Annotated in this window: 12 protein-coding genes and 1 tRNA gene; 10 read left to right on the forward strand and 3 right to left on the reverse strand. The window is 55.3% G+C overall.

What is annotated here, in order from left to right; genetic code table 11:
• The first annotated feature begins 65 nt into the window (after positions 1-65).
• From BM035_RS09935 to BM035_RS09975, 9 genes are all read left to right on the forward strand, one after another.
• A complete protein-coding gene (locus tag BM035_RS09935; protein ID WP_008170492.1) occupies positions 66-2,669 on the forward strand; it encodes a TRAP transporter permease in 2,604 nt (867 codons plus the stop codon).
• 152 nt (positions 2,670-2,821) lie between these two features.
• Positions 2,822-4,747, forward strand: coding sequence for a threonine--tRNA ligase (gene thrS, locus BM035_RS09940; protein ID WP_008170491.1), 1,926 nt, complete (start codon positions 2,822-2,824; stop codon positions 4,745-4,747).
• Positions 4,744-5,289: a translation initiation factor IF-3 gene (gene infC, locus BM035_RS09945; protein WP_075267677.1), complete on the forward strand. Its 546-nt coding sequence runs from the start codon at positions 4,744-4,746 to the stop codon at positions 5,287-5,289. The genes thrS and infC overlap by 4 nt, the downstream gene beginning before the upstream one ends.
• Positions 5,290-5,384: 95 nt before the next feature.
• On the forward strand, positions 5,385-5,576 hold the full coding sequence (gene rpmI, locus BM035_RS09950) for a 50S ribosomal protein L35 (RefSeq protein ID WP_007151842.1): 192 nt from the start codon (positions 5,385-5,387) through the stop codon (positions 5,574-5,576).
• Positions 5,577-5,626: 50 nt separating this feature from the next.
• Positions 5,627-5,980 (forward strand): 50S ribosomal protein L20, encoded by a 354-nt coding sequence (rplT, locus tag BM035_RS09955; RefSeq protein ID WP_008170485.1) that lies wholly within the window; start codon positions 5,627-5,629, stop codon positions 5,978-5,980.
• Between the two features lie 152 nt (positions 5,981-6,132).
• Positions 6,133-7,131: a phenylalanine--tRNA ligase subunit alpha gene (pheS, locus tag BM035_RS09960; protein ID WP_008170484.1), complete on the forward strand. Its 999-nt coding sequence runs from the start codon at positions 6,133-6,135 to the stop codon at positions 7,129-7,131.
• 60 nt (positions 7,132-7,191) lie between these two features.
• The gene (gene pheT, locus BM035_RS09965; RefSeq protein ID WP_092031557.1) at positions 7,192-9,564 is read left to right on the forward strand and encodes a phenylalanine--tRNA ligase subunit beta; all 2,373 of its coding nucleotides are present in this window, start codon (positions 7,192-7,194) and stop codon (positions 9,562-9,564) included.
• 3 nt (positions 9,565-9,567) lie between these two features.
• Positions 9,568-9,870, forward strand: a complete 303-nt coding sequence (gene ihfA, locus BM035_RS09970) for an integration host factor subunit alpha (protein WP_007151838.1) — start codon at positions 9,568-9,570, stop codon at positions 9,868-9,870.
• The gene (locus BM035_RS09975) at positions 9,851-10,216 is read left to right on the forward strand and encodes a MerR family transcriptional regulator (protein WP_008170477.1); all 366 of its coding nucleotides are present in this window, start codon (positions 9,851-9,853) and stop codon (positions 10,214-10,216) included. Before ihfA ends, BM035_RS09975 begins: the two co-directional genes overlap by 20 nt.
• Positions 10,217-10,284: 68 nt before the next feature.
• Here the strand turns inward: BM035_RS09975 and BM035_RS09980 are convergent, their stop codons facing one another.
• A complete protein-coding gene (locus tag BM035_RS09980; protein ID WP_053114790.1) occupies positions 10,285-10,473 on the reverse strand; it encodes a YgaP family membrane protein in 189 nt (62 codons plus the stop codon).
• A gap of 115 nt (positions 10,474-10,588) precedes the next feature.
• On the opposite strand from BM035_RS09980, the gene BM035_RS09985 reads away from it, so the two are divergent.
• Positions 10,589-11,224, forward strand: coding sequence for a Crp/Fnr family transcriptional regulator (locus BM035_RS09985; protein WP_053114791.1), 636 nt, complete (start codon positions 10,589-10,591; stop codon positions 11,222-11,224).
• 52 nt (positions 11,225-11,276) lie between these two features.
• On the opposite strand, the gene BM035_RS09990 is transcribed toward BM035_RS09985, so the two are convergent.
• Positions 11,277-11,353: transfer RNA gene (locus tag BM035_RS09990), tRNA-Pro, on the reverse strand.
• Positions 11,354-11,467: 114 nt separating this feature from the next.
• Positions 11,468-13,111, reverse strand: a complete 1,644-nt coding sequence (locus tag BM035_RS09995; RefSeq protein ID WP_092031559.1) for an FMN-binding glutamate synthase family protein — start codon at positions 13,109-13,111, stop codon at positions 11,468-11,470.
• Positions 13,112-13,366 lie beyond the last annotated feature (255 nt).

Below are 13,366 nucleotides of genomic sequence, written 5' to 3' on the forward strand. Positions count from 1 at the left end.
CACAGCGGGCTCAAGCCCGCTGTGACGCCCTTTCAGAGATTGATTTTTACGTACGGGACTAATTTATGGCGACGAGCGATCCGGCTAACGGAGCTGGTGCTGGTGGTAGCAGTAATGTAGACCAGATCCTGCAGACTGAAACCGGGGGCAGGGCGACCAGTGGATACGCTGCGGTTATTCTCTTTATCGTTCCCCTGGTGTGGTCACTGTTTCAGCTCTGGATTGCGTCACCGCTGCCCTATATCTTCAATTTCGCAATCTTTAATTCCACGGAAGCGCGCTCAATCCATCTTGCGTTTGCCGTTTTCCTGGCGTTTTCTGCCTTCCCGATGATCAAGGGGCGGCATGTAAATATCGTCCCCATCTACGACTGGATTCTGGCGCTTGTTGCTGCTTTCTGCGCCTCATATCTCTACGTTTTTTACGAAGAGCTTTCAACGCGACCCGGCGCGCCAATCACTCAGGATTTGTGGGTTGCGCTTATCGGTCTCGTGCTTTTGCTGGAAGCAACGCGTAGGTCGCTCGGGCTCCCGCTGACTATCGTTGCTGCGGTCTTCATCACATACTCGATTGCCGGCCCCTACATGCCGGATGTGATTGCCCATAAAGGCGTGAGCCTCAGTAAACTGGCGTCTCACCAGTGGCTGGGCACCGAAGGCGTGTTTGGTGTTGCACTTGGGGTTTCCACCAGCTTCGTTTTCCTGTTTGTGCTTTTTGGTGCGTTGCTTGAGCGGGCGGGTGCCGGTAACTATTTTATAAAAGTTGCCTACGCCATGTTGGGGCATATGCGAGGCGGCCCTGCCAAAGCCGCCGTGGTTTCCAGCGGTCTGAGCGGCGTTATTTCCGGTTCGTCCATCGCGAACGTTGTTACAACCGGCACGTTCACTATTCCACTGATGAAGCGAGTCGGCTTTCCGGCGACCAAGGCCGGTGCTGTAGAAGTTGCCGCATCTACCAATGGCCAGCTTACGCCGCCCATCATGGGCGCTGCCGCTTTCCTGATGGTCGAATATGTGGGTATCTCCTACCTGGAGGTCATCAAGCACGCCATCCTCCCTGCGATGATTTCCTATGTGGCACTGATTTATATCGTGCACCTTGAGGCCTGCAAGCTGAACATGCAGGGCATTGAGCGTCTCAACAAGCCGACTCTTGCCCAGCGGATGCTGAATTGGGTCGTTATCCTCATCGGCCTGAGTGTGCTGACCCTGGTGGTGTATTACGGGATCGGCTGGACGAAAACGCTTTTCGGTGAAGCGGCGATGTGGGTGTTGGCACCTTTGCTGGTGCTGATCTATATCGGCCTGGTTGGCTATGCCACCCGATTTCCGGAACTCGAGGAAGACGATCCGGATAAGGACATGGGCGAATTGCCGCCGGTTGGCCCAACTGTAAAGACCGGGCTGTACTTTCTTCTGCCCGTTGTAGTGCTGGTCTGGTGCCTTACTGTTGAGCGTTTCTCGCCACAGCTGTCGGCGTTCTGGGCCACGCTGTTCATGATTTTCATTGTTGTTACACAGCGACCGTTGAAGGCCTTTTTCTACAAGCACGGCAACTTCCTCACTGCGTTCAAGGATGGCGTGTTTGATCTTGCGCATTCGCTCGCCACCGGTGCCCGAAACATGGTGGGTATTGGCGTGGCAACTGCCACCGCCGGTATCGTGGTGGGTACGGTTACCCTGACCGGTATTGGCCTGGTGATGACCGAATTTGTCGAGTTCCTGTCTGGCGGCAACCTGCTGCTGATGCTGATCTTCACGGCCATTATCAGCCTGATCCTCGGCATGGGTTTGCCGACCACTGCCAACTACATCGTTGTGTCCACGCTGATGGCGCCGGTAATCGTCACTCTGGGCGCCCAGAATGGGCTGATCGTGCCGCTGATTGCGGTGCATCTGTTTGTGTTCTACTTTGGCATTCTGGCGGACGATACGCCGCCCGTGGGGTTGGCGGCTTATGCCGCCGCTGCCATATCCGGCGCCGATCCCATACGAACGGGTATCCAGGGCTTCACCTACGACATCCGTACGGCGATCCTCCCGTTCATGTTTATTTTCAATACCCAGTTGTTGCTCATTGGGTTGACCGGATGGTTTGACCTGCTGGTTACGATCTTCAGTGCAGTCACTGCGATGCTGGTCTTTTCCGCGGCCACGCAGGGGTTCTGGTTTACCAAGAGCTATAAGTGGGAATCGCTGTTATTGCTGCTGATTACGTTCACCATGTTCCGGCCCGGCTTCTGGTGGGATATGGTTTACCCGCCCACGGCAGATCGGCCCGGCGCCGAGATCATGGAGTATGTTGAGGATGTGCCAGCAGACAAACCGATTGTCCTGAAGGCTTCCGGGATGACGATTGACGGCGACGAGGTGACCACCTATGTGCGGCTTGAGATTCCCGCTGGCGACACGCCCGAGCAACGTCTGATGGACGCCGGCCTTGAACTCAGCCCGGATGGCGAAAAGATGGCGGTAGACTTCGTTGGTTTCGGTAGCCCGGCGGAGGATGCTGGCATCCAGTTTGGCTGGACCATCGATGCCGTGCAGGTTGACCTGGAACGGCCGCCAAAAGAGCTGATGTTCATTCCTGCTCTGGTGTTACTCGGCCTTCTGGCGTTTGGTCAGTTGCGTCGGCGGGCCAGGGAGGAAGCCGCCGGCCAGCCAGCCTGACGCCACACCTGTCCGTGCAAACCCGGCATTAACCTGCCGGGTTTTTTTCTGTTAGACTTCGCCTCGAAGCGGCCCGCGGTTTGTATCGCGCCGTGCCGTCACCATGTGGTCTCTGGTATAGATCACCGCTGAGTAACCAACAGGAGCCTTTCATGCCCGTCGTAACCCTGCCCGATGGTAGCCATCGCAGTTTTGCCGAACCCGTAACCGTTCATGATGTCGCCGCCGATATCGGCGCTGGCCTTGCCAAAGCCGCCCTTGCCGGAAAGGTGGATGGCCAGCTCGTGGACACCAGTTATCGCATCGAAAACGATGCCGAGCTGGCAATCGTCACCGAGCGTGATGAAGACGGCGTTGATATCATTCGCCATTCTACGGCGCACTTGATGGCCATGGCTGTCCAGGAACTGTTTCCAGGAGCCCAGGTCACCATTGGCCCGGTTATCGACAATGGCTTCTACTACGACTTCAAGTACGACCGCCCGTTCACCAATGAGGATCTGGCGCGGATCGAGAAGCGGATGGAAGAGCTCTCCAAACAGGACTTGCCGGTTTCTCGCTCCATCATGTCCCGCGATGAGGCGATCAAGCTCTTTGAGGATATGGGCGAAGAATACAAGGTCCGTATCATTCAGGACATTCCCGGCGATGAGGACCTTTCATTTTACAGCCAGGGCGATTTTATCGACCTGTGCCGCGGTCCCCACGTTCCCAGCACCGGCAAGCTGAAGGCCTTCAAACTGACCAAGGTGGCCGGCGCGTATTGGCGTGGCGACACCAGCAATGAGCAGCTTCAGCGCGTGTACGGAACCGCCTGGGGTAACAAGAAAGATCTCAAAGCCTATTTGCACCGTCTGGAAGAGGCCGAGAAGCGGGATCACCGGAAGGTCGGCAAGAAGCTTGGCTTGTTCCATATGCAGGAAGAAGCACCGGGCATGGTTTTCTGGCACCCGGATGGCTGGTCGCTGTATCAGGAAGTTGAGCAATACATGCGCCGCAAGCAGCAGGAGCATGGCTACAAGGAGATCAAGACACCACAGGTGGTGTCACGGACCCTGTGGGAGAAGTCAGGGCACTGGGACAAGTTCAAGGACGACATGTTCACCACCGAGTCGGAGAAGCACGACTACGCCATCAAGCCCATGAACTGTCCCTGCCACGTGCAGGTCTTCAACCAGGGTCTGAAAAGCTACAAGGATCTGCCCCTGAGACTGGCGGAATTCGGCTCCTGCCACCGGAACGAGGCCTCCGGGGCGCTGCATGGACTGATGCGTGTTCGGGGCTTTACCCAGGACGATGCCCACATTTTCTGCGAAGAAGATTCTATTCAGCAGGAAGTCTCGGCATTTATTGAAATGCTGCACGAGATCTACACAGACTTCGGGTTTACCGAAATCCTGTACAAGCTCTCAACCCGTCCGGAAAAACGGGTTGGCTCCGATGAGGTCTGGGACAAGGCGGAAGCCGCCCTGGAAGAAGCGTTGAATCGCGAAGGGGTAGACTGGGAATTGCTGCCAGGCGAAGGCGCCTTCTACGGACCCAAAATCGAGTTCTCGCTGAAAGACTGTATCGGACGGGTATGGCAGTGTGGCACTATTCAGGTGGACTTCTCGATGCCGGGTCGTCTGGGTGCGCAGTATGTTGCCGATAATTCCGAGCGGAAGACCCCGGTCATGCTGCACAGGGCGGTATTGGGATCCTTTGAACGTTTTATTGGTATCCTGATCGAGGAATACGAAGGTGCATTCCCGACCTGGCTGGCGCCGACTCAGGTGGCTATCCTCAATATCACCGATAATCAGCGTGATTATTGTCAGAATCTGGCGAAAAAGTGGGATTCTTTGGGCTATAGGGTTAATGCTGACTTGAGAAACGAGAAGATCGGCTTTAAAATCCGCGAGCATACTCTTAACAAGGTTCCCTACCTTGTCGTTGTCGGTGACAAAGAAGTCGACAACAACGCCGTTGCGGTGAGAACCCGCAAGGGCGAAGATTTGGGAACTTTATCGCTTGAAGCGTTTGAGCAATTCTTAAGTGAAGATGTTGAACGCAAGGGCAAAACAAAGACGGAGATCTGATTATTAAACAGCGAGCGAATCGGGGTGGGCGCACACCAAAGGCGCCTATCAATGAGAATATTGACGCAACCGAAGTCCGACTGATTGACGCAGAAGGCAATCAGGTCGGTGTAGTACCAATAGAGGATGCTCTCAAGCAAGCAGAAGAGGCATCTCTTGACCTGGTCCAGGTTACGGATTCCGATCCGATCGTCTGTAAGATAATGGACTACGGCAAGAAAATCTTCGACGAGAAGAAGGCCAAGGCGGCTGCCAAGAAAAAGCAGAAGCAGACGCAGGTCAAAGAGCTTAAGTTCCGTCCAGGAACTGAAGAAGGGGATTATCAGGTCAAACTACGCAACCTGGTACGTTTCCTTGAAAACGGGGACCGCGGCAAAATCACTATCCGCTTCCGTGGCCGTGAGATGGCACACCAGGAAATTGGTATGCAGCTCATGCAGCGCATAGAAGCAGATATTGAAGAGCTTGCCCAGGTAGAGATGCGGCCGAAAATGGAAGGCCGGCAGATGACCATGGTTGTGGCGCCCCGCAAGAAGAAGTGAACCTGATCGGGTGCTTGTCCCCCGCGCATGCGGGGGATTTGTCGTTCAGGGGCACATTATTGTTTATTTAAAAATAGAATGCGGAGTTTTAAAAAATGCCTAAGATGAAAACCAAAAGCGGAGCCACCAAGCGGTTCAAGAAAACCGCCACCGGCTTCAAGCACAAGCAGTCCTTCACCAGTCACATCCTGACCAAGAAGAGCCCGAAGCGTAAGCGTCAGCTGCGCGGCACCAAGCTCATCGCCAAGTCGGATGTTGCATCTATCAAGCGTATGACCGCGTGCTGATCCAGCCGCGAGTATCATTCCTTAGAAAGTACAGGTAGAAGGATTAAAGTATGGCTCGTGTAAAACGTGGTGTGGTCGCACGCCGTCGTCACAAAAAGATTCTCAATCAGGCCAAAGGTTACTACGGCGCTCGTAGCCGGGTATTCCGTGTAGCCAAGCAAGCGGTTATCAAGGCCGGTCAGTACGCCTACCGTGACCGTCGTAACCGCAAGCGTGCTTTCCGCGCTCTGTGGATTGCCCGTATCAATGCTGGTGCCCGCGCTAACGGTCTGTCTTACAGCCGTCTGATCGCTGGTCTGAAAAAGGCTAACGTTGAAATCGATCGTAAGGTTCTGGCCGATCTGGCCATGAACGAGCAGCAGGCGTTTGCCGCTGTTGTTGAGAAGGCCAAAGCGTCCCTGTGATCGCTTAGCTCTTTCATCGATTGCTGATCGATATGGGCGTCTCATGATTTCATGACGGCGCCTCCTGATAGGGGAAGGGCACGCTCTTCCCCTATTTTTGTTTTTGAAGTTACGTTTTTAAGCACTTCCATTTCTGGTTTGGAGCAGGGTCAATGGAAAACCTGGAGCAACTGGTTCAGGACGGGCTGGCAGCAGTTGATAGCGCCGACAGCCTGCAGGCACTTGATCAAATTCGTGTTGAGTATCTTGGCAAGAAGGGTGTGATTACCCAGCAGGCGAAAACTCTGGGCAAGCTTTCTGCTGAGGAGCGCCCTGCCGCCGGCCAGAAAATCAATGAAGCCAAGGGGCAGGTCGAAGAAGCCATCAATGCCCGGCGAAGCGATCTTGAACGTGCCGCCATCGAGCAGAAACTTGCCAGTGAATCCATTGATGTGACTCTGCCTGGCCGTGGTCAGGACCTGGGTGGATTGCACCCGGTTACCCGCACCCTCCAGCGGATCGAGCATTTCTTCGCCCGGGCCGGCTATACCGTCGAGCAGGGGCCCGAGATCGAAGACGATTACCACAACTTCGAGGCCCTCAACATCCCTGGCCATCACCCTGCTCGCGCGATGCACGATACGTTCTATTTTAACCCGGGCACCCTGCTGCGAACTCACACTTCGCCGGTACAGATTCGAACCATGGAAGCGGGCAAGCCACCATTCCGGATGATCTGCCCGGGCCGGGTTTACCGCTGTGATTCGGATATGACGCACACCCCCATGTTCCACCAGGTGGAGGGGTTGCTGGTCGAGAAAAATGTCAGCTTCGCGGATCTCAAAAGTACTGTTGAAGAATTCCTGCGAGTGTTCTTTGAGCGGGACCTTCAGGTCCGCTTTCGGCCCTCCTATTTCCCGTTTACGGAGCCCTCCGCAGAAGTGGACATTGAATGGGGTCGGGAAGCCGATGGCAGCATCAAGTGGCTTGAAGTCATGGGTTGCGGAATGGTGCATCCCAAGGTGTTTGAATATTGCGGAATCGATGCCGAGGAATACCGTGGCTTCGCATTCGGTCTGGGGGTAGAGCGCCTGGCCATGCTTCGCTACGGCGTGAACGATCTGCGTATGTTTTTCGAAAATGATCTGCGCTTCCTGCGCCAGTTCCGTTAACCGGCAAGATCACGGCATCCAATCAAACAGGCATAACCGCATCAGGACAAGGCAATAACCATGAAATTCAGTGAACAGTGGCTGCGCGAGTGGGTTAACCCGCAAATCGATACCCAGGAATTAATGGACCAGATCACCATGGCAGGTCTGGAAGTGGACGGTTTCGAGCCGGTGGCCGGTCAATTCAGCGGCGTGGTCGTTGGAGAAGTTCAGTCAGTAGGGCCACATCCTGATGCAGACAAGCTGCGGGTTTGCCAGGTCAGTGATGGTGCCTCCGAGGTTCAGGTGGTCTGTGGCGCTCCCAATGTCCGTGAAGGTATGAAGGTTCCTTTTGCCGTGGTGGGGGCGGTTCTGCCCGGTGATTTCAAAGTCAAGAAGGCCAAGCTTCGCGGTCAGCCTTCTGAGGGCATGCTTTGTTCCGAGTCAGAGCTTGGGCTCTCCGATAATCACGATGGCCTGATGGAGCTCCCGGCGGACGCACCGGTGGGGCAGGACGTGGCCGATTACCTGAAGCTGAACGATGTCACCATTGATGTGGATCTGACTCCGAATCGCGCCGATTGCCTGTCTATCAAGGGTATCGCCCGTGAAGTGGGTGTTCTGAACAGCATGCTGGTCAACAGCCCGGCAATCGAGCCCGTGGAATCGGTGCACTCTGAAGTGCCTGATATCCGGGTGGAGGCGCCGGCAGGCTGCCCGCGGTACCTTGGCCGTATTCTGCGCAATGTGAACCTGCAGGCGGAATCGCCCCTGTGGATGCAGGAAAAGCTTCGCCGTTCAGGTATTCGCTCCATTGATGCCGCCGTGGATGTCACCAACTACGTCATGCTGGAACTAGGCCAGCCCATGCACGCCTTCGATCGTGACGAAATCCAGGGCGGGATCGTTGTCCGAATGGCGCGAATTGGTGAAAAGCTCGTTCTGCTGGATGGTCAGGAGGTCGAGCTCACCCAGGGAACGCTGGTGATCGCGGATCATGAGAAGCCGATTGCCATTGCCGGTGTCATGGGCGGTGAGCATTCCGGAGTCAGTCCGAAAACGCGGGACCTGGTGCTGGAATCCGCTTACTTCGATCCGATTACGCTGGCGGGCAAGGCTCGTCACTATGGTTTGCACACTGACGCATCGCACCGGTTCGAGCGAGGTGTTGACTACAAGTTGGCGCGGGATGCGATGGAGCGGGCCACCCGGTTGCTGATGGACATCGTTGGTGGTGAGCCTGGCGAAATCGTCGAAGTTGCCAGCGATGAGGATATTCCCGAGGATCGGGTTGTCGACCTGCGATCCCGCCGGCTTCACGATGTTCTGGGTATGGAAATTGATCGCACCACCGTCGAGGAGATCCTGACCAGGCTCGGCCTGCGGGTGGAAAAGCTCCTGAAAGACGGCTGGCGTGTCAGTGTGCCCAGCTTCCGCCCGGACATCTCTATTGAAGAAGACCTGATCGAGGAAGTCGGTCGAATTTATGGCTACAACAATCTGCCTGTAACCGAGCCTACGGGCTCACTCGGTCTGCGCCCGGAGCAGGAAGCTGTTCGCCCGGTATCGGCCATCCGCAACTTCTTTGTGGATCATGGGTACCAGGAGGCGGTGACCTACAGCTTTGTCGATCCTAAGGTTCAGCAACTGGTGGACCCCGATCGTCAGGGCATCGCGCTGGCCAATCCGATTTCTTCGGATCTGTCGGTGATGCGTACCAGCCTCTGGAGTGGCTTGTTGAAAACCGTGGCCCATAACCAGAATCGCCAGCAGCCGCGCATACGTCTGTTCGAAACCGGTCTGCGCTTCCTCCAGGAGGGCGAGCGGATTGATCAACAACCGATGTTGGCCGGTGTGGTGGTTGGCAGCCAGTATCCTGAAAACTGGGCAAACGGTCGCAGAACCGCGGATTTCTTTGATGTAAAAGGGGATTTGGAGAGTCTGTTCAGTCTGCTGGGCATTGAGATCCATTTTGTTGGCAGCCAGCATCCTGCGCTGCACCCGGGACAGACTGCAGAACTCATGCGCGACGGCGAGCACGTGGGCTGGCTGGGGACTCTGCATCCACAAGTTCAGAAAAATCTTGAACTTAATGGCACGATCCTGATGTTTGAGCTATTCTTGAATTCAATCGTTACCGGATATGTGCCTAATTTCAAAGAAATTTCAAAATTCCCGGAAGTTCGTCGGGATTTGGCTATTATTATCGGAAGCGAGGTAGCGTTCGCCGATGTGGAGCGTGTAGCGAGAAAGCATGCCGGCGAGCAGCTGACAGCGTTGCGTGCGTTCGATGTCTATGAGGGCGAGAGTCTGGGTGAGGGTAACCGAAGCCTGGCTCTGAGTCTGTTCTGGCAGCACCCCGAACGTACATTGAACGAGGATGAAGTGCATTCGCTCTTCAACGGTGTGATCGACGCATTGAAAGAAGAGCTGGGGGCAACACTGAGGAGTTGAGAGATGGCGGCTTTGACGAAAGCGGAAATGGCGGAGCGGTTGTACGAGGAATTGGGCCTGAACAAACGCGAAGCCAAGGAAATGGTAGAAGCTTTTTTCGATGAGATCAGAGGCGCTCTCAGCCACAACGAGCAGGTGAAGCTGTCGGGTTTCGGTAACTTCGATCTGCGGGACAAGAAGCAGCGGCCGGGACGGAACCCGAAAACCGGTGAAGAGATTCCGATCAGTGCACGGCGTGTCGTTACGTTTCGCCCGGGACAAAAACTAAAGCAAAAAGTAGAAGCGTATGCTGGAACCCAGTCATAACAACGAACTTCCCACCATTCCGGGGAAGCGTTATTTCACCATTGGTGAAGTAGCGGAGCTGTGTGCTGTGAAAGCACACGTCCTGCGGTATTGGGAGCAGGAGTTTCCGCAGCTGTCGCCGGTAAAGCGTCGGGGCAACCGTCGGTACTATCAACGGGCGGACGTTATTACCATCCGCCAGATTCGTAGCCTTCTCTATGACCAGGGCTACACTATCGGTGGCGCGAAGCAGAAGCTGAGCAGTCACGAGGTGAAAGACGATACCTCCCAGTACAAGCAGCTGATCCGGCAGATGATTACAGAGCTGGAAGAGGTGCTCGAGGTTCTCAACGCGCCGGTCAAATAATGCTTCCGAAGCTTTGAAGAAAAACCGGGATAGCGAGAAGCTGCCCCGGTTTTTTTATGCCTGCAGGTTTATTGCTTCTTGCAGGTCTTGATGCCCAGAATTGAATAGGCGGGGCAGTTGCCCACTGCGGCAGTGGCCAGAGGAACGATGCCAATCCAGCCCCAGGCGGTTTGTGGGCCCACAAATACGAGCGCCAGAAGTACAATGCCGACAATGGCGCGTATGATACGGTCCGCAGATCCCATATTGATGCTCATGATCCATTCTCCTTGGTTGATTTGAGGCAGTAAGGCCACTCTAACGCCTGCTCCCGGGCTGTTCAGTGATAAAGTCACACAAGGAAAAGCACTGGATAAGCTAGTCTCGTTAACTATGGAAAAACTGACGTTGCAACACAGCATTCTTGAAACATTGCCGGAATCCCTTCGGCGGGACGCTCTGAACGGACTGCAGGCGATTCAATTTGAGCATGGAAAGGTGCTTTTTAGAGCGGGAGATCCGTGTCAGGGCCTTCCACTGGTGCTCCATGGCAGTGTAAAGGTTCAGATGACAGGGCTGTCGGGGAATAGCATCGTCCTGTACCGGATGGGCGCGGATGACATTTGCACGCTCTCGATCGGGTGCCTGATGACCGGTGACGGCTTTCGCGCAGAGGCCGTGGTTGAGGAGGATGCCAAAGTGTTGATGGTGCCCAGGGGGTTGTTCGATCGGCTCATGGACCAGTCCGCCGATTTCCGGCTGGGCATAATGGAGTCTTACGGTCGCCGCCTGAACGATCTGATGCTGCTGGTGGAGGAGGTTGCGTTCAGGCGAATGGACGAACGACTTCTTCACTGGCTTGAGGCAAGAGCCGGGCACCGCGCAATCACCATCACCCACCAGGAGCTTGCCATTGAGCTCGGCACAGCGAGAGAGGTGATAAGCAGGCTGCTCAAAGAGCTTGAGCGAAAGGGCAGGTTGCGTCTCGCGCGCGGCAAAATTGAATTTACGGGTTCGTTTGCCGAGTAAGTGCCTATAACAAAAAGCCCGGACCTTTCGGCCCGGGCTTTTTGTCGGAATCTGGTCGGGACGGTAGGATTTGAACCTACGACCCCTTGCACCCCATGCAAGTGCGCTACCAAGCTGCGCTACGCCCCGATTCGCTCTTTGCCACATCGAAACTTGAGAGTATTCTCAGTGGCTTAGCGGGAGCGAAGTCTACACGAGCCCATGGAAAAAATAAACATCCGACGGCGATTTTGATCGCAATTTTTAGCGTAGCTTGGTCTCCCGAAGTTTGAGGATGAATTCCGGTGGTTCGAAGGTGTCCGCCCGGGCTGATTCCCAGTACTTATCGAACACAGTCAGGTCTGTTTTTCCCTCCAACAGGGCCCCCGGCTCAAGGAACGGGAAAAGGTCCATGTAAGAGTGAACTTCGGTTTTAGACACCCGCCGGACAACGTGTTCCGGACCAAGCTCGGATGGATGCTTGAGCCCGGAAGCCTCAAGCAGGTTTTGCAGCGCGTCCAGAGTATTCTTATGGTAGTTGTACACCCGCTGGCTCTTGAGCTCTACGTCGAGCTTGTTGCCGCGCCTGGAGTCCTGGGTGGCCACGCCGCTCGGACAGCGCCCTGTGTGGCAACTGAGCGCCTGTATGCAGCCCAGGGAGAACATGTAGCCACGGGCCGCGTTGCACCAGTCCGCACCAAGGGCCAGAGTTCGGGCTATGTTGAAGGCCGAGGTGATCTTGCCCGCTGCGCCAATGGCGATGTCTTCCCGCAAATGGGTGCCGACCAGTGTGTTGTGAACCAGCAGAAGTGCCTCAGTCATTGGCATGCCAAGGCGGTTGATAAACTCCAGTGGAGCGGCTCCTGTGCCGCCTTCACCTCCGTCGACGACGATGAAATCAGGTTTTCGACCGGTTTCCAGCATGGCTTTGACGATGGCGAACCACTCCCAGGGGTGGCCAATGGCAAGCTTGAAGCCGACGGGCTTGCCGCCAGACAGTTCACGCAGGCGGTCGATGAACTCAAGCATCTCGATGGGGGTTGAGAACGCCGAATGACTGGCGGGAGAAACGCAGTCCTCACCCACCGAAACGCCCCGGGCTTCGGCGATCTCAGGGATAACCTTGGCACCCGGCAAAATTCCACCGTGGCCCGGTTTGGCACCCTGAGATAGTTTGAGTTCTATCATTTTGACCTGTTCAATCGTGGCGTTCTGCCGAAACATATCTTCGTTGAACGAACCGTCTTTGTGGCGACAGCCGAAGTACCCTGAGCCGATCTCCCAGACCAGATCGCCACCTGGCTGTCGGTGGTATCGGGAGATGGAGCCCTCTCCGGTGTCATGATAGAAACCGCCCATTCTGGCACCGGTATTCAGGCTCAGGATGGCGTTGGCGGAAAGCGAGCCAAAGCTCATTGCGGAAATATTGAACACACTGGCGTTGTAGGGTTTATCACAGTTCCTGCCGATCAGAATCCGGAAGTCACTGCTGTCGAGGCGGGTGGGAGCGAGTGAATGGTTCATCCACTCGAATCCCTCGTCATACATCCCGAGTTGGGAGCCAAAAGGGCGTTTGTCGAGGACATTCTTGGCTCGCTGATAAACGATCGTGCGTTGCTCCCGAGAGAAGGGACGCTCCTCGGTGTCTGACTGGATAAAATACTGGCGGATTTCTGGCCCGACGGATTCGAGCAGGTACCGGAAGTTGGCCATGATCGGGTAATTCCGGCTGACCGTGTGCCGTCTTTGCAGCAGGTCGTAGGTGCCAAGGGCTGCGAAGGCACCAAAGATCAGCGGAAACGCCAAGCTTACGCCTGCGAACATGACCAGTCCAAAAGAGACGATAAAGCCGATGATGCTGAGCGCGTAGGCCGAATAGCGAAGCGGAAAGGTCTTGGTTTTTTCCATGGGATCCTCTGGTTGTCTCACAAAACCGGCTCGACCCGCTCACCGGATAAAGAAGAGTTTAGTCCTACGAAGCGGAGTTCTGCCGCGATTGGTCCGGACTTTGGCTGGTCCGTTGTCGATCATGGTCTATGATAAATATCAAGGCGGCGGTAATAATTGTAGTTTTGATGTTTTGAACTCAAAACATTATGATAACGCGCTTGTAATGTTTGAACTCCGATTCTGAATAAACGACTTATCAACTCAGGAGGCGCC

The organism is Marinobacter sp. DSM 26671 (genome assembly GCF_900112835.1).
Taxonomy (GTDB): Bacteria; Pseudomonadota; Gammaproteobacteria; order Pseudomonadales; family Oleiphilaceae; genus Marinobacter; species Marinobacter flavimaris.

Excerpts from the sequence above, each read along its gene's own strand:
- BM035_RS09985 (WP_053114791.1), top strand. The coding sequence starts at position 10,589 with ATGGAAAAACTGACGTTGCAACACAGCATTCTTGAAACATTGCCGGAA.
- rplT (WP_008170485.1), top strand. The coding sequence starts at position 5,627 with ATGGCTCGTGTAAAACGTGGTGTGGTCGCACGCCGTCGTCACAAAAAG.
- pheS (WP_008170484.1), top strand. The coding sequence starts at position 6,133 with ATGGAAAACCTGGAGCAACTGGTTCAGGACGGGCTGGCAGCAGTTGAT.
- BM035_RS09980 (WP_053114790.1), bottom strand. The coding sequence starts at position 10,473 with ATGAGCATCAATATGGGATCTGCGGACCGTATCATACGCGCCATTGTC.
- rpmI (WP_007151842.1), top strand. The coding sequence starts at position 5,385 with ATGCCTAAGATGAAAACCAAAAGCGGAGCCACCAAGCGGTTCAAGAAA.
- thrS (WP_008170491.1), top strand. The coding sequence starts at position 2,822 with ATGCCCGTCGTAACCCTGCCCGATGGTAGCCATCGCAGTTTTGCCGAA.
- ihfA (WP_007151838.1), top strand. The coding sequence starts at position 9,568 with ATGGCGGCTTTGACGAAAGCGGAAATGGCGGAGCGGTTGTACGAGGAA.
- BM035_RS09935 (WP_008170492.1), top strand. The coding sequence starts at position 66 with ATGGCGACGAGCGATCCGGCTAACGGAGCTGGTGCTGGTGGTAGCAGT.
- BM035_RS09975 (WP_008170477.1), top strand. The coding sequence starts at position 9,851 with ATGCTGGAACCCAGTCATAACAACGAACTTCCCACCATTCCGGGGAAG.
- BM035_RS09995 (WP_092031559.1), bottom strand. The coding sequence starts at position 13,111 with ATGGAAAAAACCAAGACCTTTCCGCTTCGCTATTCGGCCTACGCGCTC.
- pheT (WP_092031557.1), top strand. The coding sequence starts at position 7,192 with ATGAAATTCAGTGAACAGTGGCTGCGCGAGTGGGTTAACCCGCAAATC.